Annotated in this window: 20 protein-coding genes and 1 pseudogene; 4 read left to right on the top strand and 17 right to left on the bottom strand. The window is 37.0% G+C overall.

Features of this window, described 5'->3' with window-relative positions; all coding sequences use genetic code 11:
• Nucleotides 1–9 precede the first annotated feature (9 nt).
• The 3 genes from LKW28_RS09810 to LKW28_RS09800 all read right to left on the bottom strand — a co-directional run bounded on the left by LKW28_RS09810 (nt 10) and on the right by LKW28_RS09800 (nt 4,980).
• The gene (locus tag LKW28_RS09810; RefSeq protein WP_229140186.1) at nt 10–1,806 is read right to left on the bottom strand and encodes an ABC transporter ATP-binding protein; all 1,797 of its coding nucleotides are present in this window, start codon (nt 1,804–1,806) and stop codon (nt 10–12) included.
• Nucleotides 1,781–3,529: an ABC transporter ATP-binding protein gene (locus LKW28_RS09805; protein WP_229140185.1), complete on the bottom strand. Its 1,749-nt coding sequence runs from the start codon at nt 3,527–3,529 to the stop codon at nt 1,781–1,783. The genes LKW28_RS09810 and LKW28_RS09805 overlap by 26 nt, the downstream gene beginning before the upstream one ends.
• 116 nt (nt 3,530–3,645) lie before the next feature.
• The gene (locus LKW28_RS09800; RefSeq protein WP_229140184.1) at nt 3,646–4,980 is read right to left on the bottom strand and encodes an MDR family MFS transporter; all 1,335 of its coding nucleotides are present in this window, start codon (nt 4,978–4,980) and stop codon (nt 3,646–3,648) included.
• Nucleotides 4,981–5,094: 114 nt separating this feature from the next.
• Between LKW28_RS09800 and corA the strand changes: the two genes are divergently transcribed.
• Nucleotides 5,095–6,045, top strand: a complete 951-nt coding sequence (corA, locus tag LKW28_RS09795; protein WP_229140183.1) for a magnesium/cobalt transporter CorA — start codon at nt 5,095–5,097, stop codon at nt 6,043–6,045.
• Nucleotides 6,046–6,213: 168 nt separating this feature from the next.
• Nucleotides 6,214–8,028 (top strand): oligoendopeptidase F, encoded by a 1,815-nt coding sequence (pepF, locus tag LKW28_RS09790; RefSeq protein WP_229140182.1) that lies wholly within the window; start codon nt 6,214–6,216, stop codon nt 8,026–8,028.
• 547 nt (nt 8,029–8,575) lie between these two features.
• On the opposite strand, the gene LKW28_RS09785 is transcribed toward pepF, so the two are convergent.
• The 7 genes and pseudogenes from LKW28_RS09785 to LKW28_RS09755 all read right to left on the bottom strand — a co-directional run bounded on the left by LKW28_RS09785 (nt 8,576) and on the right by LKW28_RS09755 (nt 15,239).
• A complete protein-coding gene (locus tag LKW28_RS09785) occupies nt 8,576–8,965 on the bottom strand; it encodes a VOC family protein (RefSeq protein ID WP_229140181.1) in 390 nt (129 codons plus the stop codon).
• 12 nt (nt 8,966–8,977) lie between these two features.
• On the bottom strand, nt 8,978–9,646 hold the full coding sequence (locus LKW28_RS09780) for an HAD family hydrolase (protein ID WP_229140180.1): 669 nt from the start codon (nt 9,644–9,646) through the stop codon (nt 8,978–8,980).
• A 17-nt stretch (nt 9,647–9,663) separates the two neighbouring features.
• A pseudogene (locus LKW28_RS09775) lies at nt 9,664–10,419 on the bottom strand (class I SAM-dependent methyltransferase).
• Nucleotide 10,420: 1 nt separating this feature from the next.
• A complete protein-coding gene (locus LKW28_RS09770; RefSeq protein ID WP_229140179.1) occupies nt 10,421–11,155 on the bottom strand; it encodes a nucleotidyltransferase domain-containing protein in 735 nt (244 codons plus the stop codon).
• 183 nt (nt 11,156–11,338) lie between these two features.
• Nucleotides 11,339–11,776: a hypothetical protein gene (locus LKW28_RS09765; protein ID WP_229140178.1), complete on the bottom strand. Its 438-nt coding sequence runs from the start codon at nt 11,774–11,776 to the stop codon at nt 11,339–11,341.
• Nucleotides 11,777–11,921: 145 nt separating this feature from the next.
• Nucleotides 11,922–14,285 carry a polyprenyl synthetase family protein gene (locus LKW28_RS09760; RefSeq protein ID WP_229140177.1) on the bottom strand — a complete coding sequence of 788 codons (2,364 nt, stop codon included), beginning with the start codon at nt 14,283–14,285 and terminating at the stop codon, nt 11,922–11,924.
• Nucleotides 14,286–14,354: 69 nt separating this feature from the next.
• A complete protein-coding gene (locus tag LKW28_RS09755) occupies nt 14,355–15,239 on the bottom strand; it encodes an aminoglycoside 6-adenylyltransferase (RefSeq protein WP_229140176.1) in 885 nt (294 codons plus the stop codon).
• A 248-nt stretch (nt 15,240–15,487) separates the two neighbouring features.
• On the opposite strand from LKW28_RS09755, the gene LKW28_RS09750 reads away from it, so the two are divergent.
• Entirely contained in the window at nt 15,488–17,317 is a 1,830-nt protein-coding gene (locus LKW28_RS09750; protein ID WP_229140175.1) for a M6 family metalloprotease domain-containing protein, read from the top strand.
• A 75-nt stretch (nt 17,318–17,392) separates the two neighbouring features.
• Here the strand turns inward: LKW28_RS09750 and LKW28_RS09745 are convergent, their stop codons facing one another.
• Together LKW28_RS09745 and LKW28_RS09740 are read right to left on the bottom strand one after the other, a co-directional pair.
• Nucleotides 17,393–19,564 carry a DNA topoisomerase III gene (locus LKW28_RS09745; protein ID WP_229140174.1) on the bottom strand — a complete coding sequence of 724 codons (2,172 nt, stop codon included), beginning with the start codon at nt 19,562–19,564 and terminating at the stop codon, nt 17,393–17,395.
• Between the two features lie 107 nt (nt 19,565–19,671).
• Entirely contained in the window at nt 19,672–20,784 is a 1,113-nt protein-coding gene (locus LKW28_RS09740; RefSeq protein ID WP_229140173.1) for a histidine kinase N-terminal domain-containing protein, read from the bottom strand.
• A 170-nt stretch (nt 20,785–20,954) separates the two neighbouring features.
• Here LKW28_RS09740 and LKW28_RS09735 point away from each other — a divergent pair, with 170 nt between their 5' ends.
• Nucleotides 20,955–21,401, top strand: coding sequence for a cupredoxin domain-containing protein (locus LKW28_RS09735; protein WP_229140172.1), 447 nt, complete (start codon nt 20,955–20,957; stop codon nt 21,399–21,401).
• Nucleotides 21,402–21,434: 33 nt separating this feature from the next.
• Here the strand turns inward: LKW28_RS09735 and LKW28_RS09730 are convergent, their stop codons facing one another.
• The 5 genes from LKW28_RS09730 to LKW28_RS09715 form a co-directional block, all read right to left on the bottom strand.
• Nucleotides 21,435–21,839, bottom strand: a complete 405-nt coding sequence (locus tag LKW28_RS09730; RefSeq protein ID WP_229140171.1) for a hypothetical protein — start codon at nt 21,837–21,839, stop codon at nt 21,435–21,437.
• A gap of 99 nt (nt 21,840–21,938) precedes the next feature.
• On the bottom strand, nt 21,939–23,855 hold the full coding sequence (locus tag LKW28_RS09725; protein ID WP_229140170.1) for a vWA domain-containing protein: 1,917 nt from the start codon (nt 23,853–23,855) through the stop codon (nt 21,939–21,941).
• Between the two features lie 10 nt (nt 23,856–23,865).
• Nucleotides 23,866–24,750 (bottom strand): ATP-binding protein, encoded by an 885-nt coding sequence (locus LKW28_RS09720; RefSeq protein WP_229140169.1) that lies wholly within the window; start codon nt 24,748–24,750, stop codon nt 23,866–23,868.
• A 425-nt stretch (nt 24,751–25,175) separates the two neighbouring features.
• Nucleotides 25,176–25,262 carry a putative holin-like toxin gene (locus LKW28_RS23245; RefSeq protein ID WP_420708861.1) on the bottom strand — a complete coding sequence of 29 codons (87 nt, stop codon included), beginning with the start codon at nt 25,260–25,262 and terminating at the stop codon, nt 25,176–25,178.
• Between the two features lie 115 nt (nt 25,263–25,377).
• Nucleotides 25,378–26,616: a DHH family phosphoesterase gene (locus LKW28_RS09715; RefSeq protein WP_229140168.1), complete on the bottom strand. Its 1,239-nt coding sequence runs from the start codon at nt 26,614–26,616 to the stop codon at nt 25,378–25,380.
• Nucleotides 26,617–26,692: the final 76 nt, after the last annotated feature.

Raw genomic sequence — 26,692 nt, 5'->3', positions numbered from 1 at the left:
GAAGGAGTTCTACATTACTTGCTTTTTCAACTGGCTCGTAAATAGATTATGATAATATCCTTTTTGCTGTATCAAGGATTCATGGTTACCCTTTTCCACAATTTCCCCTTCACTTAAAACGATGATTTGGTCGGCTCTTTCAATGGTATTCAAACGATGAGCAATAATAAAGCTCGTTTTTCCCTTCATTAACCGTTGAAGTGCTTCTTGAATTTTCATTTCTGTAACTGTATCAATGCTGCTCGTTGCCTCATCAAGAATAAGAATTGACGGATTTGCAAGCATTGCTCTTGCAATTGAAAGAAGCTGCCTTTGTCCTTGGCTAATGCCACTGCCATCCTGTTTTAAAATTGTCTTATATTGATTAGGAAGCTTCATGATAAATGTATGCGCATTTGCTAATTTTGCCGCTTCAATGACTTCTTCATCCGATGCATCAAGTCTTCCATAGCGAATATTGTCCATAATCGAAGCCTGGAATAAATAAGTATCCTGTAACACAAAACCCATATTTTGACGAAGACTTTCCCTTGTCATGGATGACGTATCTACCCCATCAATTAAAATAGAACCTGAATTTGGCTCGTAAAATCGGGACAATAAATTAATAATCGTTGTTTTGCCTGCTCCAGTTGGTCCGACAAATGCCACTGATTGTCCAGCTTTTACATCAAATGTCACATCATTAATCGTGTTTCCATCCTTTTCATAGGAAAAAAAGACATGATTAAATTCCACATTTCCAAGGATTCGACTAATTTTTTTCGCTTTGCTTTCATCATTCGCTTCAACTTCTTCATCTAAAATATCAAATACACGCTCGGCACCCGCAATTGCAGAAAGTAAAGTATTAAATTGGTTGGCCAAGTCATTGAGCGGACGGGTAAATTGTCTTGAGTACTCAGCAAAAATGACAATCGTTCCGATCGTAATATGTCCATTCAAAGCAAGAACCCCGCCAACTCCGGCAATAATTGCAAAACTTAAGTTATTCAATACATTCATAAGCTTCGGAATAAACCCAGAATATGCCTGGGCAAAATAACCCGCCTTCTTAAGCTTCTCACTCTTTTCTAAGAATTCGTTCATAACCGTTTCTTCTTGTGAAAAGGTTTTAACAATTCGTTGTCCTGAAATTGTTTCTTCAATGTATCCATTTAGTTCTCCTAAATAGCGTTGCTGTTCTTTAAAGAGCTTCCCTGTCCGTTTCGTGATCCACTTTATCCCAAAAAACATGATAGGAATAATAATCATAGTGATTAAAGTTAAAAGTGGGCTTAGCCAAAGCATGATTGCCACTGTACCAATTAAGGTTAGAAGGCTTGAAAAAATTTGAATAACTGATGTATTTAAGGTGGAGCTGACATTTTCAATATCGTTTGTAATTCGACTCATAAGCTCCCCATGTTGCCTTTTCTCAAAAAAATGAATGGGCAACCGATGCAGCTGTTCAAAAAGCTCCGTCCTCATTGAGAATACAGTGTTTTGTGCAATACCAACCATCCAATAGTTTTGATACCATAATGATAAGGAATGGAGAATATACACAAAGCCTAATACAAGTAAAAGAATGAGGATTCCATTATGATCTTGTGTAACAATATATTTATCGATCCCTCTTCCTAAAAGATAAGGACTTAACAGACCAAGGCCTGAGCTCGCTACGACCATCGCTAGGACAGCCATTAATAATTTATGATTGACTGCAAGATAGGACCAGATTCTTTTAACAGTGCCAATTCGATCTTTTGCCTGCGTTGGTTTGTTTCCGTAATTTTGTTTAGCACGATTCATTCGCGTTGACATGAGCTTTGGCCCCCTCTCCGAACTGTGTATCATAGACCTTTTGATAAAAAGGCGAGGATTGCAGAAGCTCTTCATGACTTCCCGAAGCAAGTAATTTTCCATCTTCCATAAGTAAAATTGTATCGGTTGCCATGGCTGTGTATATTTTTGAAGTAATGATTAAAGTTGTGCAAGTGTAATCTTTCAAGTCAGCTAATAGCTTTGCTTCTGTTTTTAAATCAAGGGCGCTTGTACTATCGTCCAGTAATAAAATTTTAGGGTTGCGAACAAGCGCTCTGGCAATTGAAATCCGTTGTTTTTGCCCACCGGATAAGTTAACTCCCTTTTGTCCGATAACAGTATCGTATTGTAATGGAAGCCTTTCAATTGTTTCATGAATTTGGGCTCGCTTTGCAGAATCGATGATTTCTTCCATAGTCGCATCTTGCTTACCCCAGCGGATATTATCTTTAATCGTTCCCGTAAACAATAGCGCTTCCTGTGGAACATAGCCGATTTGCTTACGTAATTCATCCAGCTTTCGATCCTTTACATTGATTCCGTCAATCTGCACACTACCTTGTACAGCATCATATAGACGTGGAATCAACTGAAATACAGACGATTTACCCGAGCCTGTTGCACCCAAAATCGCAACAGTCTCTCCCGCTTGAATCGAAAACGTAATATCTTGTAAAACCGATGCATCTGTTCCTGGATACTTAAATTTAACATTTGAAAAGGTGATACTTCCTGCTGATTGTGTGACAGTTTTTAAACTCGAAGCAGATTCAACTAAATCTACCTCGGTATCTAATACATCAACAAGACGGTCTGATGAAGCTTTTGCTCGGGAGAAATGCATGATGATCCAAGAAAAAACACCGAGTGCCCCAGTAATCCGGGTTGTGTAATTAATAACCGCAACAACTTCCCCAACCTTGACGTTTCCTGAGCTTACATCAATCCTGCCAAACCAAAGAATGGCGATAATACTTCCGTTCATTAAAAGTAATAGAACTGGCATTGTCAATTCGATGAGTCGAAGGGAAGAGATCGTCTTTTCTTTTAAGTTCTCATTTGCTTGTAAAAATCGTTTTGTTTCGTGTTCCCATCGTACAAATGCTTTTATTAATCTCATCCCAGACAGGTTTTCCCGCATTACACCGTTCACTGTATCCAATCTCTGTTGGACAGATTGAAACAGTCTTCTTGCTTTTGTCATGACGAAAATGAGAAACAAAATTAAAAATGGAGTAGTAATGATAAGCATCATTGCAAGCTTGACATTTACGAGGAAGGCCATAAGCATTCCAAAAATGATGAGCATCGGTGCGCGAATGGCGATACGCAAACTCATAAACACAGTATTTTGTAATTGAGTTACGTCATTCGTCATTCTCGTAATCAATGATGCTGTATCGAATTTTTGAAGATTGGCAAAGGAAAAGGATTGAATTTTACCAAACAATTCTTTTCTTACGTCATAAGCAAAGCTTTGGCTTGTATGTGATGCAAAAAAGGAATTCGTGAGTCCCGAGATAAAGGCTAGAAGTGAAATTCCAATCATAATTCCGCCCCACTTCATGACCACAGAAAGATCTTTTTGTAAAATACCATCGTCAATCACCTTTGCAATTAAAAGCGGTTGCAAAAGTTCTACCGCAAGTTCAATAAATGTCAAAAAAAGAGCGATTGAAATGGCTAATCGATACGATTTTAAATACGATAATATTCTAAACATTTGTGCCTCCAAAATATGAACCAACATTTCTGCTATTTTCTGAATAATGTTAATCATACCTTATAATTTACTTTTATTATATAAAAAAAACACCAAAAGCAAGAGCTTTTGATGTTTTACTGGTTTTGTAGAGTATGTGAATATAATTTTTGACTGGCAAAAAAGCTAATGATGGTCGCAGCTGCTACTGCAATTAGCATAAACCAAATCAAATTATGCATTCCTTTAGCAACATCAACCTGACTTGTGATAAGCATCCCCATGATACTTGCTCCGAATGTGGTACCGATGTTTCTTGCAAAGAAATGAAGACTAGTCGACATTCCTTTTTGATGAGCTTCAGCCATTTCCTGTGAGCCAATTGTTCCAATCGTAACAACAATACCAAACGCAAAACCTTGAATGGTTAAAATCGCAAAGATATACCAGAAGCTTGTGTCTTTATTCAAGAAGAGTGCAAGAATCGCAGATAGCACAAGAAGACCATTTCCGAAGAAAATCGTATTCCGATAGCCATATTTTAAAATCAAATTTCCAGACGGCACAGATGCAAACATCCAAGCAGCACTCATTCCGAACAATACGAGTCCACTCACGATAATTGAAATCCCCTGTACCTCTTGCATAAATAAAGGAACATAATTTTGAAAGGCAAAAATACTTAAGAAAATCAACACGCCGTTAATATTAAGCCACGAGATATTTTTATTCTTTAAAATTTCAATAGGAATAAAGCGTTTATCCGATTTTTTCTCACTGAAGATAAATGCGGCTAAAAAGATTATGCCTATTAAATTATAGATTACAAGGTTTTGAGTTGTAATGGTGTTCATTAAAAAGGCAAGCATACTCCCTGTGAAAAAAAATGCACTTAGATAATTTAGTGGATTATTATCTTTTGTAATGTTTTCTTTATATGGAATTAAACATAAAAGAACGATAATCCCGATTGGAATATTGATAAAGAAAATCCACCGCCATGACATAGTTTCGACGAAGAAGCCACCAATTAACGGTGCAATGACGGCAGACACTCCCCACATCGCTGAAAAGAATCCTTGGATTTTCCCGCGCTTTTCGATTGAGTAAAGGTCACCAGCTATGATCATCGTTAATGGTGAAACTCCACCTGCCCCAAGTCCTTGAATTCCGCGGTATACGATTAATTCCAACATAGAATCTGCTAATCCGCACAGTAAAGATCCAATTGTAAAAAGAATAATAGAAATGCTAAAAACCTTTTTCCTTCCATAAATATCTGCAAGTTTCCCGAATATTGGTAAGGAAACAGTAGAAAATAATACATATATGGCAAACATCCATCCATAAAATTTATATCCGCCAAGCGTTTCTGCAATCGTTGGAGCTGTTGTCTGAAGGATTGTCGTATCCATAGCACTAATAAGCATTGCAAGCACAATACTTACTAAAACAAATGGTTTTGATTTCATTTTGTCTTCCCCTTTTAACCTAGAATTACTCTATTATACTACAGATAATGGAAAAGAAAAGATACCTGTTTATTAAAAAAATTCCATGCAAAACAAGAAAAATGAGGTTATATTATGATTCGCATTACGGCAATTACACACAACAATGAACGGATGACAGATGTCCCTATTTCAGACTTGAAAAATAAAGAATGGAATTGGTATTGGATTGATTTTAATCACCCGACTGAAGCGGAGATTGAAGAATTATCAAAAACTCTACATTTCCACCCACTCGCTATTGAAGATTGCATTCATGTGTTGCAACGGCCAAAATTGGATTTTTATGAATCGAATACCTTTTTTGTTTCACATAGCCTTCATCCGGAAACGCTCGAAAAGGAAGAAATTAACATATTTCATGGTGAAGGATATATTGTGACCTTTCATTTACTGGAATCAAGTGAAGTGAATGATGTTTGGAACCGTCTATTAGTGACTGACATGGTTGAAAAATGGGATCCTTCCCTGGTGTTATATCACATTATCGATAAGCTGGTAGATAATTATTTTCCGATTGTTTACCAGCTTGAAGATACTTTAAAGGAAATTGAGGACAATTCAAATGAAAAATCAATGGAAGAACTGCTTGATGAACTGTTTGATACTAGACATAATTTGCTTACACTAAGACATACTGTAACACCTATGCGGGATTTGGTGTATCGGATTATCAATTCTCATCGGCTTGATTTGTTGCAGCATCGGATTGAATATTTTCATGATATCCATGATCACCTTCTAAGACTAACAGAAAAAATAGATGCGAGCCGTGAATTAACTGCAGATATTCGGGATAGTTATTTATCTTTAAACTCCCATCAAACAAATAAAGTGATGCGGATTCTGACCGTCATCACGACCATCTTCATGCCACTTACTTTCATAGCCGGGATTTATGGCATGAATTTCGCTCATATGCCTGAACTCACTTATAAATATGGGTATTTTGTGATTCAAGGTATGATGATTGTGATTGGAATTGGAATGTTTTTGTGGTTTAAGCAAAAAGGATGGTTTCGGTAAACGATTATTGATAATGTAAGAATGCATTGAGCCGACCCAAAGAATATGGCCGGCTCATAGGATTTATAAAATTTCACATAAGAGCTATCTGAAAATACTATTAACTTTACTCTTGTTTCGGTATAATAAAAATTGTTAGAGTATCGAAATATTTTAGGGGGTAAAATCATGACAAAGGTTAAAGATAAGCTATTAACTCGTGCTGAGGTACCTGTTGAACAAACTTGGAAGCTTGAGGACTTGTTTACAACCGTTGAGGCATGGGAACAAGAACTGGCTGCTATTGAGGCTGATGTATCAACCGTTACAAAATACAAAGGGCAATTAGGTAATGATGCAAAGACATTTTTACAATGTTTACTTGCTGAGGAAGCACTTCATAAACGAATGATTTTAGTTGGTACATATGCAAGTCTACGATTCAATGAGGATGCAACAAATCCGGAAAATCAAGGAAATGCAGCAAGAGTATCTTCTATTTTTTCTGGGATTGGTGCAGCACTGTCATTTATCGAAGCAGAAATACTTGCTTTACCGCAAGAGAAAATTGAACAATACATAAAAGAAGAAAAAGAATTGGAAGTATTTCAGAATAATATAAATCTAATTTTGGAGAAAAAGCCACATACCTTATTACCTGAGACGGAAGAAGCCCTAGCTGCTCTTGGTGAGGTCCATAGTGCACCATATATGATTTATCAACGAAGCAAAGCATCAGATATGACATTCCCATCATTTACAGATGAAGAAGGTAATGAGCTTCCACTCTCTTTTGCGTTATTTGAAGATCGTTATGAACTCTCTGAAGATCCAACAATTAGACGCAATGCATTTAATGCTTTTTCTGATACGTTGAAAAAATATCAAAATACATTTGCTGCTGCATATGCAACAGAAGTAACAAAACAAGTGACACTTTCAAAGTTACGTAACTACGAATCTGTTACACATATGCTTTTACATCCGCAGCAGGTTACGTTAGAAATGTACAATAATCAGTTAGATATTATTCAAACTGAACTTGCACCACATATGCGCAAATTTGCAAAGCTTAAGCAACGCGTTCTCGGTTTGGAAAAATTGCATTTTAGTGATTTAAAAGCACCATTAGACCCTGACTTCAATCCGAAAACTACATATGAAGAGGCTTCAAAAACAATTCTTGAAGCTTTACAAGTAATGGGACCAGAATATAGTGCAATCATGGAAAAAGGTCTTACAGAGCGCTGGGTTGACCTCCCTGCAAACGTTGGTAAATCAACGGGTGCTTTCTGTTCAAGTCCATATGGTGCCCATCCATTTATCTTAATTACTTGGACTGACACAATGCGTGGAGCGTTTATTTTAGCTCACGAGCTTGGTCATGCGGGTCATTTTTATTATGCGAATGGAAATCAGCGAGTTGGAAATACACGTCCATCCACCTATTTTATCGAAGCTCCTTCAACTATGAACGAGTTATTACTTGCTGAACATCTTTTATCAAAAACAGACGACAAGAGAATGAAGCGTTGGGTCATTCTACAGTTACTAGGAACGTACTATCATAACTTTGTGACTCACTTGCTCGAGGGAGAATATCAACGTCGTGTATATGCATTAGCAGAAAGCGGAAAACCAGTCACTGCACCTGCATTAAGTTCAATTAAAGGTGAAGTATTGAAATCCTTCTGGGGAGATGCAGTGGAAATCGATGATGCTGCAAGCTTAACTTGGATGCGTCAGCCACATTATTATATGGGCTTATATCCATATACGTACTCTGCTGGATTAACAGCATCTACTGCAGTGGCACAGTTAATCAAAGAAGAAGGTCAACCTGTCGTCGATCGTTGGATTGATGTATTAAAAGCTGGCGGCACCATGAAACCACTTGAATTAATGAAATATGCTGGTGTTGACATGTCTAAGCCAGATGCAATTCGTAAGGCAGTTGCATATGTAGGTGATTTAATTGAGGAATTAGAAGGTCTTTACGAGTAAGACTAGAGTGAATCTGTCTGAAAAATAAGTAAAAGTTAAACCCAAGAATGATGAATATCAATATTCTTGGGTTTTGATTTGGACTCATTTCCACATTATTGGGTTCTTTTAGTCCAACACCGGTATTTGGTCTGATTTCCAAAACACTCGGTTCTGTCAGTCCAAATGAAGCTATTATTTGGACTCTCTATCATACTATTATTCTATATCTTGTCCAAATGACACCCGCATTTGGACTTATTTTTGTATTTTGTACTTCTATCTGTCTAAACGAAGCAATCATTCGGACTTTATCACTCTTGTGTTCTCATTTATTGTCTTAATGACACCCACATTTGGACTTATTTCTGCATTTTGGGCTTTTATCTGTCTAAACGAAGCAGTCATTCGGACATTAACACTCTTGTATTCTCGTTTATTGTCTAAATTACATCGGTATTTGGACTTATTTCAGTAGTTTCTCACTTTCATAGTCCAAATGGCACCCGTATTTGGATAGCCCCATTTTTCTTTAAGCAAAACTTACAAAGACATAAGCAAAATCGATTTAACAAGTACAAGCCATAACTACATTTCCGTCTGGATCCTTAAAATTAAACCAAGCAAAGTTATCTCCGACCCTTTCAATTTCTCTTACGATGTCGATATCCTTCGATTTAATAAAATCGTAGGCAGCATCAATATCATCAACTAGAAAATTAAAGATTGGATTACGTGAAGGCTGATGGCTGAAAGTAGGATCAAAGGCATGGTCATCTAAAGTTAAACTCGTTGTTCCAGTAACCGGAATATTATATACAGGCGATTGAACAGTATTTAAATCTGGCTCAAAACCTAAAATGTTGCTGTACCATTCAACTGATCTTTTTAAATCTGAAACGTGAATGAAGATTCCTCCCATTGTATTTTGGATTGGGGTTTGTTTAATTTTTTTCATTACTACACATCCTTAAATTTGATTTATCCGTTTTATAATCGATGGTATTTCTGCTAAATCATCATTTATATAATCTGCATCCACATGGTTCCATTGCTCATCCTTTTTCCAAATTCCTATCATTCCAATACTGCGTGCAGCTTTTACATCATTTTCAGGGTGGTCGCCTACAAATATACATTGATTTGGATGCAGGTTTAATTGTGCCATTGCCTTCATAAAGATTCGGTGATCTGGCTTTTTAATTCCTTCCCACTCGGAAACTAAAATAGTATCAAAATATTTTTCAATACCTAGCGCTCTAATATTATCTAACTGAAATTGTCCTATTCCGTTTGTGATAATTCCCAATTGAAGCCCAACCCCTTTTAGATCTTCTAACATCGATATAAGATTTGGAAATGGTACACAATTCCTTTTAAACATTGTGGTATAATCCTCCAACAGTTCTTTCCAGGTGATTCCCTCTATTCGAAATTCTTCAACTAATTGTTGATACACTTTGTCTTTCCATACATACCCACGCTGATCTAATTCTATAAATCGTTTTATATAGGTTTCTTTTGGAATATGGGCGATAAATTCAATTAACCTATCATACTGGCTGGTTATAAACTTTTTTACAGATTCATCTCTGTCTAATAAAGTACCATCTAGATCAAAAATAGCGGCTTTTATCATGTGTATACCTGCCATTCTTAAAGTTTACGAGCTTTAATAATCATTGTTGTTGGAAATCTTCTTGCTTTGTATAAAGAATAATAACGATCAGAAACCTCATCGTCAATTAAATCAAAGGACTCAGATACATCACTTTCAATTACCTTTTCAATTGTAAAACCAACTTTTATTAATTCATTGATATATGTACTCATTTTTCGTGTTGGAATGAACATCGGTGCATTTTCACCCTTGAACTTGTTGTAAGTCATCGCTTTTTCTTGTTGATATGAGCCGTCCAAATAAATGCGTCCACTTTCGCTTTTTAGGTGAGGATATAATGGGTGATCCCAACTGAATATGAAATAGCCACCTGACTTCAAATATGAATGGATGAGCTTAAAGGTTGCAAATAGATTCGTTGTCCAACCAATCGCATAAATGGAATAGACTAAATCAAAATGTTTCTTCGTTATGCCAATATCATCCTCCATTGGTGCGCAAAACAATTTAGGTTTTAACCCTTTTAATGTTTCTTTCGCGGTAGCAATTTGATTTTGTGACAAATCTACTCCCCATAATTCATCCGCTCCTTTTTCTGCCATGTATTTTAATGAATGCCCGCTCCCTCAACCTATATCAAGTACTCTCTTAAGTGATAAATTCTCAAACAGGCCCAACTCATCCTCAGTTTGTGTAAACGGACCATAACTTGGAAGTGCGTCCTTCCCATTAAAATGATGTGCCACTATGTCCCAGCTCTTTTTGTTGTTTTTCAAGATATCATTTGCCATATCAACTACCCCCATCATTAGTTTTTCCAAGTGAAAATCCCTCAAATAAACGCCCACCATACGGTTGTAAAATATCATCAACTAATTGAATAACATTGGATTTATCTTCGCTTATATAGTAAGAGTTAAATGCAGAAACAAAATGACTTGCGAACCCTTCGTCAAATTCTTTTAGGGATCGATATACCCATTTTGAGGACCCGACCCATTTACGATTTGTTCTTAAGACAAATTCGCTAGTCATTTCTGCAAGACTGTTGGCGATAAATATTCCTTCTTCTCTTCGTTCAGAGCCAATGAAATCATCGAGAGTGTCCGTTATTAAATATCTTTTCAAATCTATTGTTTCTCTTGTCCATTCATCCGGTCCATTGCTTAAAATTTCCTTAGCTTCATTCTTTATTGAATCAAGTATTCCATCATCCTTAAGAACAATGCCTTCGTAAATCATTCTTGGCATTGATGGCCTTGCTCGTTTTTTATCCGCTTCAAAAAACTTCTTATACGATATTTCATTATGTACAAAAACCTCGATAGGCCATCCGAATTCAATTAAGGATTCTCTATAAGAAGAGTGAATATTCTTATCAAAAACAACGATATCAAGATCAGATGTTTCTGTTGCTTCTCTTCTTGTTACACTTCCTGCTAAAAGGGCTGCATGACAATTCGGATAATTTTTTCGAATAAAAAGTTGGGCTGCTTCTAAGGCTCTCTTTTTATGGTTACTCGCCAAATTTACCACCTCATATCTAAAGCTTACAAAACCTACATTCTACAAATATTGATAAATTCCTTTATAAATACAAAGGAAATTAACCCAATAATAGAATTATTAACTTAACGGCTTTTCTATACTGCAAAGAGGAGAGTAAAGAAATTTTTTGAAATCCCTTTACTCTCCTCCATTTTTTCCCCTTTAAAAACAAGTAAACGATTGGATTTGGCGTAGGCTTATTCCGAAATAAACCCATCTAAAGCCATTCCATCTATACCCGGAGACAGACCTTCTCCCGACAAATGTTGGATAGAACCAGAACTGCTCACGACCTCTTAACCAGACATAGGTATATCTGAATAAGCAACCTCGAATACTTCCAGGATCAACTGCGAAGGCTTGTGCTTGTTGAGATTGTGTGGGAACAAACGATGGTGGCGGTGCTGTTGGTGGTCCTCCTCCTTGTCCTTGACCTGGTGATCCAAATGGCGGCCCTCCTCCTGGTCCTTGACTTGGCGGTCCAAATGGTGGACCCATAGGGCCTCCTCCAAATGGCGGGAAAAATGACCCCATTTGTCTTTCATATTCGTCATAATAATCGTTATCTGTGTAATATGCGTTAGGATCGTAATAATACATCTTTAAAATCACTCCTTATTCATAGGCTACTAGCATCCTATTCTTTAGGCTTACGCCTTTCAACTTGTACCTATAAAATGTGCTTTTACCTAGGAAATGGGGAGAATCAAAAAAATACCCGCCCTAATCTTGGGCAGGCCATTTTTCAATGTACTCTATGAACAAAATAATTCAATATTTGATATAAGAATGAAGTTTTTGGTTTAATCTCTTGTAATGCCTCTGTCGCGAAACAATAATGTTCCCACATCTCTTTTTTGGCATCATCGATTCCGAGGATGGAAACAAACGTAGAATGATTGTTTTCCATATCTTTACCAACCGATTTTCCAAGTACATCTATTGTGCCTTCCACATCTAATAAATCATCCTTAATTTGAAAGGCAATTCCCGCGTGATACGCAAACTTTTTTAAAGCTTCGATTTCTATTCTATCCGCATTTGCGAGAATGGAAGGCATAATGAGCGCAGCCTCAAAACCCTTACCCGTTTTTAAAAAGCACATCTGGTTTAGTTGTTCTAAGGATAATTGTTTTCCTTTGGACTCTAAATCCAGCGCTTGACCTTTGCACATATCCATCGTGCACGCAGCTGTGTATTGGATTAACTTAAGTACTATTTCCGTATTGAAATGAGAAAGTGAGGCTTGCTCTAAAATCGCTTTTTGAGTTAGATAAAGCCCTGTTAATTCAGCAACAGCAACGTTATATACCTGATGGACGGTTTCTTGCCCGCGTCGAAACGCTGCATTATCCTGTGAAGGCAAATCGTCATAGATTAATGATGCTGTATGCATGTACTCGATTGACTTCAAAAGTGGCGCGATCCATTTTTCATCTATTCCATATTCCTTAACAGTCATTATCCAAGCCACGATAGGTCTCAGCCTCTTCCCGTCTCCCTCAAGGCTGTAATTTACTGCATCTGTTATCGATGAAATATCCTTATCTTTATTATTAAGATGTAAAAGATCATTTATCTTTGTCCGCACCTCATCAATCAACTCAGAAAAATCTTCCTGGTCTTTGCGTTCATTTTTCAAATTGGTAACCATATGATCACGCAAAAGTTTATCAAAGAAATCAACATCATCTGCTTTTTGAACCATTTTCTGAATCAAACGATTAAAGGTTGGATTCCCTTTCGCAAAAGTCTCCATTACCTCATCATACACTTTACTTCCGACCCGTTTTTTAAATCGTTTCAAGCCGTTAATAGCTCGGTCCAAGATGATTTCACAGGCTTTTGGATCGGAATCATACACGTTATGGATCAAATAAGAAATGACAGCCCAATATAGTTCATAAGGGTTTACTAAATCCGATCGTTTCTTGTGATGTTTTAAATAATACGTATATGGGGTTACTGCACCCTCCTCCATGTCGGAGGATAGATCTGCAAAATCATCTGCAAGCTGATTGTAGATTCCATAATAGAAAGTCCGATTGTCAATATCTTCATCTTCGGTGGCACGAATTAATGACCGAACAATTAGACGAGAAGAAGCTGATTTAATTATTATGGGTATATATAACTCTTCATTCGTATATGTTTTATTCGAAAGTTCTTTGTCCCTGTCTACTTCTTGTGAATGAAAAAATACGTAGGATTGTTCGAAAAAGGTATGTATGGTCTCTTCGGACTGTTGTTCCTTTATGAAATGGAAGGCTTCTGTAAGTTCCGAATGAACAAATTCTAGTAATTTCTTGTTCTCACCCGGCCATTCCCCCAATGGTGGTACAGACTCGGTTAACAGAGTTGTGCGTATTAAATTTGAATATTTCTTCTTTTCCGCATCAGATAAAACATTGGCATCTAAAAGGTCATCAATAAAAGGATAAGTGAGCCCGTAAGCATAGCCTAGTCGGATAGCTATATCTAGTTTGTTTGTACGACTTTTTAACGAGAGGTTTTCTTCCATTTTTTCCATCTCATTGATGACAACACCAGCGATGATTTTTATTAATTTTCTTCTTGCATGTGTTGCATCCATTCCCTCCGGTATATTTCTAGATACAGAAATTAGTCTATCCATCAGCCAAATAATGGTGGATTCAATACCTTCCCTTTTACCCCACTTATACAATCCTGCCATAGTACTTATTTCCGATTCTTCGCTCTTGCCTTTAGAAGTTGTTTTGAGTAGGTGGTTCTTCAAACTAGTAACCACGTTGGCAATTCTTGTTTGTGTTTCGATGGCATTGATGTCTTTACCCATGTCTCTCATAAAAATATATGAGATACTACGATCTAAGTATCGATCTAATCTTCCGGTATAATTCAGCCATCTGATATAACTATTATAATCGTTTTTTCTATTCGCACTGTTACGTATTGGAAGTAGTGATCGATGAATATGCTGTTGCTTCCAAGAGCCGATGTCCTGCGTAAGGCTTTGAACATAACTCTTGTCCTTGACATTTTTATACAGTACTTGAAAATACTGAGTTGCCTTCTTTTCAGCTAACTGATAACTTTTTTCGGCAGTCATTCTTAATCCAACATTCATATTGTAGATACCTCAACTTTTCTTCATTACCAAATATATATGCCTTATATTGGATTCATAACGTTCTTCTTAATATATTTCATTGGCATCCGATGGTAAATTTCTAACGTGGATTAAATATTCGGACATGTTATGGTCATCTTCACCTGTATAAGTAAACGATAAGTGATCCGCAACTTCTTTTGCTATGGTGCTAAATAAACCACACGTGATAAATATAGAGTTCCAAAAATGATCATAATCATGATCTGAATACGTTTTTTTATACATCTTCCAATAGGTTTCAGGTAGATACTTTTTAAAATACTTTCCCATTTTTCCTACAGAGATTTTGAAATCAGTCTCACAGCCAATCCACCATGAAATCATTTCATCTAAACGTTCCCTGATCACAACTTCAAACATTTGTTTCGCATATGGTAGCTCATCACGCCAAATTCCTTTTGCTACATTCTGCAAACACCACCAAAAATCATTACAACAACTATAATACATGAATTCAGTTGGCTTTTTTACATGATAATCATTATCTGTTGGGGCAGGAATCAAAGGTAAAATATTGTCTTTATCAAATAATGGAATAGTGAGTTTGTCTTTTCCATAATCCTTAAGCATCTTATCTATAGTATCAATATGTAGATCGATTCGATTTCCATCAGTGAAAAGCATTAAATACCCATACGATTGAAAACTATCTGATTTGTCATCAAAAAATTGTTGATCCCTTCTATCAGGTTCCTGTGCTATAAGTAAATCACCAAAAATATGTATCCATCCCTCATCCTTAATAAAAGATTCCGTTTCCGTAACTACATATACAATATCGTAATCTTGAAAAATGTCTTTAGGAACAGTCGGGTTTGTTCTTGAGCCATTCATATACACCGCTCGTATTCGTTCGTCTTTCCTTGCAACATCCATAATTAATTCCATCATTTCTTGTTCAGTTCTCATTAAATTACTCCTTGCTTTTAATGTGTACTATTTACTTCTATTCTTACAATGTATTCACCTTTATTTTTTAATAAATGTTACAAAGACATAGACCAAAACCCTATTTCTTTATTACTAGATTCATATGACTTTTTATCTAAATAAAAAAGATAGGAACTAGGTCATATAGTTAGATAGGACGAAGGATTCTTACAGGTTTCGGAATATTCTGTTATATTTTTCCTATCATACATAAAGGAGTGGTGTTTTTGTTAAAAGTTCTTTCGAAAACTGGTTTAACCCTTGCTTTGGCTGGTGGTGTGATGCTTTCAGGATTTCAATTGAATGAGTCCCCTACAAAAAGTTCTAGCAAATATGACTTGAGTCTTGCGCAATATGTCGCTGCGACTCCTGAACTGGCAGACAAGGCAAAAGAGCAAGGATTTAATGTTTCCAAAGCAGACCCTGCTGAAAAAATCGCAAACAACGGAAAGAAATTTCAACAGGCTGGCGATAACCATGTTGCCTACAAAGCAGCAACTGGAGACGTACCGGTATTAGTTATTTTGGCTAAGTATAAGGATGGAGATGAACCAAAAGGCGATTTACCTGGACAGGTTCCTGCCCATTATTATGAAGACCTTATTTTTGGAGACGAATACAATCCTTATGAATTAGAAGCTTTTAAAGAATATGACGGTCCAAATGTACCAAAAGATCGCACTATGCAAAATGCTTATAAAGAATCAAGTTACGGAAAAGTAAATCTTGTACGTAATGAAAATACAGATTTTGCTTGGATAGAGCTGCCAAAAGGGGCATCTTATTACCTGGATCAAGAAGGTACATATGCTGAAAATGGAGAGTATGTACTTGGTAACATTAATGGTGATGCTCATACTGGTGAGTTTGTACGTGACCTATTAAAGGCTGCTGATGACCAAATTGATTTCTCAAAATATGCCGAAAATGGAGAGGTTCCAAACGTATTTGTTGTTCACGAAGGGACTGGGGCTGAATGGAGCAGAGACCCAGCACAATTCTGGTCACACAAATGGAATCTTTTAAGTGCACTATACTATGGTAAATACTATGAAACAGGTATACCAGCAGATGTTCATGCAGGAATGAGTCAAGGTGAATGGATTACAAAAACCCAAAAAGAAGATATGACTTATGATGGTGTAATCGTAAACAATTATAACATCCAACCAGCAATTGGAGGAAATGTGGCAGGGTTTAACGCGGCAACCGGTGGATATGATGACGCATCTGTTACAGGCCCATATCCTGCTCAAGTCGGAGTATATGCCCATGAATTCGGTCATGCGTTAGGATTACCTGATTTCTATGATACAGTCTATAACTCAGAAGGTACTGGTAACTATTCAATGATGTCGGGCGGATCTTGGATGCGTTACCCTGATGCTCTTCAGTATAATGGTAACTCACCTACACATTTCGATCCATTCTCCAAGATTTTCTTAGGCTGGGTGAATCCACTTGAAGTAACCCCACAAGATGGAATGCAAGAAATTACGTTACCTTCTATTGATAGAGCAGATGACAACAACGGTATTGTAAAAATGGAGGTTCCTGGTTCAAACGGTACTGAATATTTCTTATTTGAAAATGTGCAACAAAGCGGATTTAACCAAGGCTTAATCCGACAAGGTGATGATGCGCATGGATTAGTTGCATGGCATGTTGATGAAAATATTATCAATTTATATCAAACTGCTGGTTTTCGACCAAATAATGTCGCAAACTGGAAGAATAAGAGATTCCAATACAACCAATCTCAAACAGCTAGTGATGGGACAGCTGTTACACATTATGGATTGTCCGTCCTACAAGCTGATGGATTATATGATTTAGAGAAAAATGTAAACCGTGGGGACGCAGGTGATTTCTTCAAAACTGGAGATAAAATTACACCTGTTTCAGGCAATGTTCATACTGGGTCTTATTACTTCTGGAAAGGCTATGGCTCAACCCCTGCTGATTCTGGAATCCATGTTACAGATATTGTAGAAAATGAAGATGGTTCTATCACAGCAAAATACTATTACAGCACGAATGAAGGTAAGAAAAAATAAACATGAAGAAACCTGAGACTAAATTTGACTCAGGTTTCTGTTATTTTGTAACCGAAAGGAACTGTCACCATAGTATTATTTATCCAGCTTTAGCTTTGCCAATGCATCAGCTAACGCGGTGTTGATTGGTTCTTCTTTTTGTTGTTTTTTCATGTAGTTGGATACTTCTTTTTTGGATAGTTTTCCTGATTGATTCTTTTTGCGACGTTCGTTAAAGGCAGAAAGTTTTTCTCGATGTCCACATTTACATACGAATAATTGTCCTTCCCCTTCTCCACGCAATTCCAGCTTCTTATGACAGTTTGGACATCTAGCATTTGTCAATTTGGCAATGTTTTTACGGTGACCACACTCGCGGTCCTGACAGACAAGCATTTTTCCTTTTTTTCCATTGACCTCAAGCATCAATTTTCCGCAATCCGGACATTTTGTGCCTGTGATATTGTCATGCTTGAACTTTGAGTCGCTAGTTTTTATGTCAGAAACTACTTCCTTCGTGTACTGCTTGATATCTGAGATGAACGCATTCTTTTTCAAACGGCCTTTGGCAATTTGTTCAAGCTTTTGTTCCCATTCAGCTGATAACACTGGAGATTTCAAATCATCTGGAACAAGCTCTAATAGCTGTTTTCCCTTATTTGTGATGTGGATGTCTTGCCCTTTTTTTTCAATTAAAAATGTATTGAATAATTTATCAATGATATCCGCACGTGTTGCTACTGTTCCAAGTCCACCTGTTTTACCAATCGTTTCAATTAGATCCTTGCTTTCCCCTGCCATGTATTTTGCTGGATTTTCCATTGCTGAAAGTAAGGTTCCTTCATTGAATGGCTTTGGTGGCTGGGTTTCTTTTTCGATTTCTTTGACGGATGAAACATTAAGATTCATTCCTGGTTGAATGGATACTGGTATCTGACCTTCATCTTCATTCTCGTCGTTCGAAGTGATGACTTCTTTCCAACCTAATGAAGTGACCGTGATACCTTTTGCCACGAATAGTTCCTTGCCAATACGTGCTTGAACAGTCTTTTGTTCGTACGTATATGGAGGAAGGAAAACGGCTAAGAATCGTTTTACGATTAAATCATAAATCTTTTCTTCCTTCGCTGATAAGGCTTGTAGGTTTGGACGCTCCTCAGTTGGGATAATCGCGTGGTGATCGGTCACCTTACTATTATCAACAAACGACTTATTTGTTTTGATTCCATTTTTTAAGATTTTCGCGCCAAGTTTTGCGTAAGGCTGCACCATACATCCTTCAATCCGATCCCTAAGCGTATCAATGATATCTGTTGAAAGATACTTTGAGTCAGTTCGAGGATATGTGACAAGCTTATGCTGTTCATATAATTTTTGGAGAACGTTTAATGTCTCCTTTGCAGAAAAACCAAACCTTTTATTTGCATCACGCTGAAGCTCTGTCAAATCATAAAGCTGTGGTGCATAGCTTTTCTTTTGTGAGGTTTGCACATCAATAATTGTTGCTTCCTGCCCTTGAAGAGATCGAACAATGGATGAAGATACATCCTTTTTGAAAATGCGCTGCTCCTTTGTTTTTTCATGCTGCCACTTAAGAGTTAGGCTATCCGTTATTGCTTTTATTTCATAATAAGGTATAGGCTTAAAGTTCTTAATTTCTTCCTCACGTTGTGCAATAATCGCTACGGTCGGAGTCTGTACTCGCCCACATGATAGCTGCGCATTAAACTTGGTTGTTAATGCTCTTGTTGCATTAATACCAACCAACCAATCGCTTTCCGCACGTGCAACCGCGGATGAATATAAATTTTCGTATTCTTTGCCGTTTTTTAATGTGGCAAAGCCTTGTTTAATCGCTTTATCCGTAACTGATGAGATCCACAAACGTTTGATTGGCTTTCGGGTGTTTGATTTCTCAATGATCCATCTTGCAACAAGCTCCCCTTCCCGGCCAGCATCTGTCGCGATAATAATTTCATTGACATCCTTGCGATGCATTTGTGTTTTAACAGCACTATACTGCTTCCCTGTTTGTTTAATGACAACAAGGCTTAAAGGATTCGGAATAATGGGCAGATCCTCTAACTTCCATGATTTATACTGGTCTCCATATTTTTCAGGGTCTGCTAATGTGACTAAATGGCCCAACGCCCATGTCACGATATATTTATCCCCTTCGAAAAAGCCGTTGCCCTTTTTATGACAGTTTAGAACACGGGCAATGTCTCTTCCAACAGAAGGTTTTTCTGCAAGAACAAGTGATTTCATTTCAATTCCTCCAATTCACTCTTCTAATTATACACGAATCCTATAATAAGGCATAAATTGTAATGCTGAAGCTAGACATAAAAAAAACCCGGTCAGGATGCCGAGTTTTACAGGTCGTGAACAGGTAAGGCGATTTTGAATTCAGTTACATCTGTGTTTGACGTACATTCAATTGTGCCACCATGTTTTTCAATAATTTTTTTACATACAAACAATCCAATTCCTGTACCGAATTCTTTTGTTGTATAAAATGGCTCAAAGATTGTATCTAATGATTCCTTGGGAATAGATGGTCCATTGTTTACGATTGAAACAACAATCTGGTTATCTATATGTTGCCCATTAATCCAGATGTTGCGGTCTGAATCCCTTTGTTTTAAAGCATCAATTGAGTTCATTAAAATATTTAACAAGACCTGTCTAATTTCATCCTCATTCACGGTTATATGTATGTTGGATTTAATATCGGTATGTACTTTTACATCGCTATCTAAAATACTAGCATAAATAAACTCTGTTATTTCGGTAAATAGATCAAGTAACGATACTTCATTTTCACTTTTCTCTATTAATTCCTTCTTAGAAACATGCAAGAACTGTGAGATTTTATAGTTTAGCTGATTTAATTCATGGCTGATAATATCTAAATACTTTATGTCTGGATTGTCATTACCTATTAATTTAACAAAACCGATAACAGCCGTTAGAGGATTACGGAACTCATGGACAAAAGTCGATGCCATTTGTCCCAAAATGGTAAGGCGCTCCTGGTGGCTTTGATCAATGTATTGAATTTTTTCCTGAAGCTGTTTTTCCTTCATCTCTGTGTATTTGGAAACAGCATGATATGAAAACAGGTCAAAGATTCGATTTACCTCTTCAAAAACAGGCTCTAATCGATCATGATCAATGTTGGATTTATAGATATATTTTAAAATTTCACTTCTACCAAGGTTTACGTTATAGACGAATTCTCCAATATTAATATTCGCCTCAACACGCTCTTTCGCTAGTTTATTAGCGAACAATTTTAGCTTTTCTTCATCGATTGGATTGAGAAGTGAGTTTTTGATGATTTCAAACATTGTTAAACCGTTTAATACTAACTTCTCTTTATGAACATCAGTTTCAGACATTACAGTTTTTTCTTGCCATGATTTCAAAAAAAACGATAAATTACTCTCGAGGTAATATACTAGTTCTCCAAACACAGGATTCATTCCGGTCAAGTCCTTTCAAAAATCATTTTAGGCATAAAAGCAATAATATGTATTTATTCTACATATTTCACAAAATCCCTTTTTGAATTTTAAAAAAATTAAAATAGTAGACAAGTTTTATAGTGGGTCAAGCATACATTAGAAGGAGACAAACTATAGGAGGGTTGATTATGAGATTTGTAGTAATAAAAAGGAGCTGGATTGTTGCCGCTTTTGTTGCTGCAGTGGTAATGGTTGGAGGATGGGTATGGCTACAGCCCGAAATCATTCCTACGATTGCCCCACAGGCTGCTAAAAACGATGTTGTGATACATATTACAACCGGAGAACTAAAATCAACAACTGATGATGGCAAAGAAATCGAGTCCTATTTCTGGAATCCAGGAACTGTATATGTTCCTCAAGGCAAGGAAGTAACCTTCAATATTTATGGGGTAAATGGCAAGGAGCATTCTTTCTATATCGAAGGGACTGATATTAAAGGCACAGTCAAAAAAGGTGAGGAAATTACGCTTACTGCTAACTTTAAAGAGGAAGGCATGTACCGCATCATTTGTTTAAATCACTCTGACAAAAATAACAACGGTCCGATGATAGGCTATATAGTTGTAGATTAAAAGAAAAACAGGAGAAATCGCCTCTCCTGTTTTTTATATTTTACGTACCGTAATAGCGTTTGTTGATTTCTTTACAATACAGTCCTCAATGTCAGCTTGTCCAAGCAGACCAAGCGTAATTGCTGCTTCAATCTTCTGCTGATCCGGCTGCTTAACAATTTGGATGCAATCCATTAGATTTAAGTCTTCTAGACGCTTTACCGTCTTCACATCATGGTAGCTTTCGGACGTACGTATTTGTCGTTGAATCTTGTAATCTCCTACGATCGACTCCCCTTTTTCATGCTTACCGACTGTTTCATCAAAATATACATTCAGGACCTTCTTTAATTCTTTTAATTCTTTTTCAATTTCCTTCGCCTTTTCACTTAACGTGAAGTACTTTGATATTAGCTCTTCAGGAAGTTGCGTAAAATGCTTGGAATCCTGCACAATCATCACCCCTATTTACTTGTTACTTCATCATATGTATGGGGTGAGCATAAAATTCTTTAACAGAAAAAATCCAGCAAAATTAGCTGGATTTACCTTTTGATCTTAAATACTCTTATATAGCAGCTTTTTCAGTAACGGGAACAAGACATCAGGCAATTGGTCAATGTTAGGAACTAAAATACTATACTTTCCATAAATATTTTGAATCGTTGTTTGCTGACCTTCATCAATCTCTCCATTTGATAAAAAGACATTAATAACCTCGATGCCATGTTTTCGTGCTTTTAAAACAGCTTCGTGTGTATCAATTATCCCATTTTGCTCATAATCAAATGCGGCCGGCTCTCCGTCAGAGAATACAAGCAGGAATTTTTGTTTTTCAGTACGCTGTAATAGCTTCTTCGTTTGCATTCGAATCGAAAATCCGTCTCGATTGTCTTCCTCTGGTTCAAGCTGCATGATTTCCCCACCATAGCTTCGTTTTAGACTGGAATCAAAATCAATTACGGTTTGTAGATAGTTCGGTTGCTTCATACTATCTGCATCATTGGTATCCTCCCAGAAGCCTGTCACATCATGTGGAACCTGAACAGATTTTAAGGCCTCATGAAACAGCGCAATCCCAAGCTTGGTTTGATCCATTTTATCAAACATCGAAGCGGAACAATCAACTAATAGCGAGAACACCGCATCTATTTGATGGGAAGGCTGTTCTTTTTTATAAAATAATCTTGGATTGTCATCCGTAAAAATACGAATCAGCTTTTTATTTAATCGTCCAAAATGCAAGTCCCCTCTTGGAAGATTCTTTTTATGCTCTAATGTTTTGAGGATCATTTGCTTTAGCTTTTTCTGATATGGTGCGATAGTAGCTTTATTTTTCTCATATTGGATCATTTCATCCTCTGAAGGCTTTCGAGCTTTCTCAAAGACCGGATATGCAAAACGGTTTTCTTTTCCAAATTCGGATTCTAATGAACCTTCTTTCTCAGAATGAACCATTTCCATTGCTTCTATTTTGGAGTAATCTTTGTTTTTACTTTGTCGAGATGAGCCTTGGGCAATCCCCAACGCCAGGTCACCCTCTTCACCTTCTCTTGCCCCTTCACCCATAAGATTTGTTCTGGATCCCTGTTCTAAATCAAATTGTAAAAAGCTTTTGGTTGGTGTGCTAGTTTCTCGATGCCAGGTTTCGAACTTCTCTTCATGGATATCCTCATCCCCTTTTTTCGCATCATCTAGCACATCATTGTTTTTAAGCTTATCCTTACGTTTTAAATCATCGATTGTCAGGCCATCCTCTAATGTTTCATAATCAAGTTCTGGTAGGTGAAAATAGGTGTTTAACATATCTTCGTCAAGTACATCCTCTAACACATCGATGATTTCTTCACAAAACTTAATGATGTCTTTTGTTGATTTCGCATCAAAGACCTTTGCAATTTGACTTCGTAGAAACGGAATAACCAGATCAATTTTATCTTGAATACTTGGAATCTCCTCAAGTGGGGATTCAGCTGTTAAAAGTAAAAATAAAGTATTAAACAGAGCATCCGTTGGAACACTTTTAACCATATTCACATGGAGCTGGTCCTCATAATATTTACGATAAATTCTTCGTCTATCAGCAAAAGTTTTTCGTGTACCTGGACGTTCTTTTATACAAAGTTCCTCTAAACGAAAATCTTCAAAAAGCATGAACATCTGCTTCGCGAAGCTTGAAAGATTGCTTTTTCGACAGAATTTTAAATAGCGTTCGATTTCTTTAAAATTCGTGTATCTTAGGCTTCCAATTGTTCGTAAAAAGACATCACTTAATAATCCATTTCGCTTGTCAGCCGTAGGGCGATTGTCCCAAAAATGACTAATAATAACTTTTTGTTGAATGGGATCGAGGTAAGATTTGTATCCTAGCTCAATTTCAAGTTCAGGGTTTTTCGAGATTGTTTTGGCAAGGTCAGATAATTCCATGAAGAGAAAGGAGTCCACCTTTTTATCATTAAATTGAATAAATCTCATTGTAAAAACCTCACTCGAACAGGGTTTCTGCTATATTTTTAACCGCTGCTTTCTCTCGGTCATCTTCTAGTTTTTCAGTAATACCGCGTTCAATGGCGCGTAATGGTGGCATGTACATCGCTAAATCACAAGTATCAATTAGCGCTCGGATGGACGCAGCTTCCTCGGATAGCATGCCACCACGAACCTGAGTAATTAAATCAAATGATAAGTAAACAAATTTATTAATTAAGTTTTCATCCTGTAAGGCAGTTTGTGTTTTTAGCACTTCCTTAAGTGTATCGCCTTGAATATACGGAACGTCAATGACTACAAAGCGGTTTTTCAATGCTTCATTTAATGGAACAGTTCCAACGTACCCTTCGTTGATCGCAGCAATCACACCAAATCCATTTTCGGCACGAACGACTTCAGCTGTAAACGGATTAGTAATCATTTTTCGATAATCAAGTACCCCGTTTAAAATAGGTAACGTCTCTGGCTTTGCCATATTGATTTCATCAATATACAGAAGATATCCTTTTTTCATTGCATTGATAACTGGGCCTGCAACAAATTCGATTTTCATTTTTCCGTCATGTTCTTGAATGGTTTTGTAGCCTAGTAAGGCTTCCGCATCTAGGTCAACGGAGCAATTTATGCTATACATAGGCTGCTGGAATAAGTGAGAAATCGTTTCAGCAAGCTTTGTTTTTCCAGAACCAGTTGGACCCTTAAGCAGGACATTTTTGCCAATGCTAAGCGCAATAATTGCGTCACGAATAATATGAATATCTGAAGGTGTATAGCCACCTTGGCCGATTAAAAGCTCATCATCGGATACTCGGTTCTTTCTATTTGAAATTTCATTTTGTATATTTGTCGGTAACTTCAAATCTTCTAGCTGAACTGTCATGAAGTATCAAATCCTCTCATACATATCTAAATAATGTAAGTTCAAAAAGGAGGATGAAAAGGACCAAGAATTTAAAGGCGGCGAAGCTTTGAGTACCGGAACGTATGCAGTTAATACGTGAGGAACGGAAAAGCAAGCCAACGCAGAAATTCGTAGTGTCATATTCACCGGACTTTTTGAACAACCTTTCATACCTTCACGTATTTTACCGAAGTTTGTAGTGTGGAGCAATGAATTCAGCTTAGAATTCAAGTATTTGTGACATTTTTGGTTAAGTTATGGTATGATAATTGTAAATAGTCGTAAAATACAAATAGACCGCAGATGTTGCGAGCATCTACGGCCTAGCAATAGAATGGTCCCACTAAGAGGATCAGCCTAAGATGAAATAGACCTCACCCGATTTTTAGCGGAAAAAGGGAGGTCTATTTTTTATTGTTGTCAAAAGATAAAATCGCAACAACAAGCGACGCGAAAGAAAGCATAATCACAAGGCTTTCAAAAATCGTCATATAGGCATCACCCCCTTTCATTTGGGAGCTTAGCCGACCACCCTTATGGACAACCTATTGCCATTTAATTATAGCACATTTTACCATACGAACACACGTTTCATTGTACAAAAACTTAAAATTGGTTCTTTATACTCACTAATGCGCCGTCAAGGTTTGCTTTGATTGCATCTTCTTTTTTATTTAGATGCTCACCAATATAGGAAATGAGTTCATTGTCAAAGGCTAGGCCACTAGCAAATTGACGTTTTACGAACCGTTCGGCTTCGCTAAATGAGGTAAATTTCATATCTAGCGTTTCCTTGTCGTGATGAATAGCCCAATGTTCCCCTTTTTTGAAAACAAAAGACTTTTCTCCCTTTCTATTCACAAAGAGAGTCCCATTTTCGTTTTCTTTAAGGTTGAGTTGGTTTTCAGGTGCATCATGGCGAATTGCATATATCGGGAATGTATTTTTTACAAAAAGCTCAAAAGCCGTATCACCAAGTGAACACCCAGATGCCTTTGGATGTCCTCCACCACCAAAACGCTTAGCAAATTCTGATACATCGACATCATCATGGATTGTACGAAGTCCTATCTTTTTCGTACCCACATTAAGCAGAGCGATCAAGTCTAAATGAGGATTTAGCTTTCCAAGTGCATTGCCAAGCTCAGAAATGTATTGCTCGGCATGAACCACTCCGACACAATATTCTTCGATAACCGTCTGAACGATTTGCCTATTTTTTGAATTGATATAGCGCTCAATTTTCTTATCCTCTGTATCTAATAAGAATTCTTCAGCCTCCGTTAACTGGAAGGAATTTCGATTGTTTTTAAGTCTCTCCAGCATTTTTGCCTCAAATTCTTCAATCCCAATGATAAAAAATAGATCATTTAGGCGCTTTGCCTCGACACGATTTTCGGACTCCCATTCCCATGTATCATAGAGTCTTACAAGTTCAATAAATTCCTCTAATCCTTCATGCTTTTGAATCAGATTTTTTTCAAGAAGAAATTCATAGTAAAGTGAAGTTGCGCATGTCTTCTTGCCAGACTCATATTCGGCCAGGACAAATCCCCAGTCATACTTATTAAAATGCATTGCGGTTTTATGATGGTCAACCATCTGTATGTAGTGACCCGCTTTATGACGTTTTTCCAATGCTTTTTCATTTTTGTCATTTACAGCGAGATCTGTTATGTACACTTTAGCCTGATGATGTTCAGGATTTTCAATAAATTTTTCTACGCGCTCATTTAAATTTCGATAAGAGCAATAGGAGACATCGGCCTCATCACCGAATGCTAGCTTGGCAACAAGTCCACACCCTACTCCATCTAAATCACTATCTGAAAATAACTTTATCAAGTTGGATTCCCCCTTTACTCCTAGTTTCGATTACAATGGTTATTTTCATACCCTTTAACTACTTTACACTAAAAAA

This window comes from Bacillus sp. REN16, from assembly GCF_020731355.1.
Classification (GTDB): domain Bacteria; phylum Bacillota; class Bacilli; order Bacillales; family Bacillaceae_L; genus Ferdinandcohnia.
Note: the sequence above shows the minus strand (reverse complement) of the source record. Positions and strands in the feature narration are given on the sequence as shown.

What these genes read in the sequence shown, in the direction of transcription:
- LKW28_RS09810 (WP_229140186.1), bottom strand. Translation starts at nt 1,806, where the DNA reads ATGTCAACGCGAATGAATCGTGCTAAACAAAATTACGGAAACAAACCA.
- LKW28_RS09805 (WP_229140185.1), bottom strand. Translation starts at nt 3,529, where the DNA reads ATGTTTAGAATATTATCGTATTTAAAATCGTATCGATTAGCCATTTCA.
- LKW28_RS09800 (WP_229140184.1), bottom strand. Translation starts at nt 4,980, where the DNA reads ATGAAATCAAAACCATTTGTTTTAGTAAGTATTGTGCTTGCAATGCTT.
- corA (WP_229140183.1), top strand. Translation starts at nt 5,095, where the DNA reads ATGATTCGCATTACGGCAATTACACACAACAATGAACGGATGACAGAT.
- pepF (WP_229140182.1), top strand. Translation starts at nt 6,214, where the DNA reads ATGACAAAGGTTAAAGATAAGCTATTAACTCGTGCTGAGGTACCTGTT.
- LKW28_RS09785 (WP_229140181.1), bottom strand. Translation starts at nt 8,965, where the DNA reads ATGAAAAAAATTAAACAAACCCCAATCCAAAATACAATGGGAGGAATC.
- LKW28_RS09780 (WP_229140180.1), bottom strand. Translation starts at nt 9,646, where the DNA reads ATGATAAAAGCCGCTATTTTTGATCTAGATGGTACTTTATTAGACAGA.
- LKW28_RS09765 (WP_229140178.1), bottom strand. Translation starts at nt 11,776, where the DNA reads ATGTATTATTACGATCCTAACGCATATTACACAGATAACGATTATTAT.
- LKW28_RS09760 (WP_229140177.1), bottom strand. Translation starts at nt 14,285, where the DNA reads ATGAATGTTGGATTAAGAATGACTGCCGAAAAAAGTTATCAGTTAGCT.
- LKW28_RS09755 (WP_229140176.1), bottom strand. Translation starts at nt 15,239, where the DNA reads ATGAGAACTGAACAAGAAATGATGGAATTAATTATGGATGTTGCAAGG.
- LKW28_RS09745 (WP_229140174.1), bottom strand. Translation starts at nt 19,564, where the DNA reads ATGAAATCACTTGTTCTTGCAGAAAAACCTTCTGTTGGAAGAGACATT.
- LKW28_RS09740 (WP_229140173.1), bottom strand. Translation starts at nt 20,784, where the DNA reads ATGAATCCTGTGTTTGGAGAACTAGTATATTACCTCGAGAGTAATTTA.
- LKW28_RS09735 (WP_229140172.1), top strand. Translation starts at nt 20,955, where the DNA reads ATGAGATTTGTAGTAATAAAAAGGAGCTGGATTGTTGCCGCTTTTGTT.
- LKW28_RS09730 (WP_229140171.1), bottom strand. Translation starts at nt 21,839, where the DNA reads ATGATTGTGCAGGATTCCAAGCATTTTACGCAACTTCCTGAAGAGCTA.
- LKW28_RS09725 (WP_229140170.1), bottom strand. Translation starts at nt 23,855, where the DNA reads ATGAGATTTATTCAATTTAATGATAAAAAGGTGGACTCCTTTCTCTTC.
- LKW28_RS09720 (WP_229140169.1), bottom strand. Translation starts at nt 24,750, where the DNA reads ATGACAGTTCAGCTAGAAGATTTGAAGTTACCGACAAATATACAAAAT.
- LKW28_RS23245 (WP_420708861.1), bottom strand. Translation starts at nt 25,262, where the DNA reads ATGACGATTTTTGAAAGCCTTGTGATTATGCTTTCTTTCGCGTCGCTT.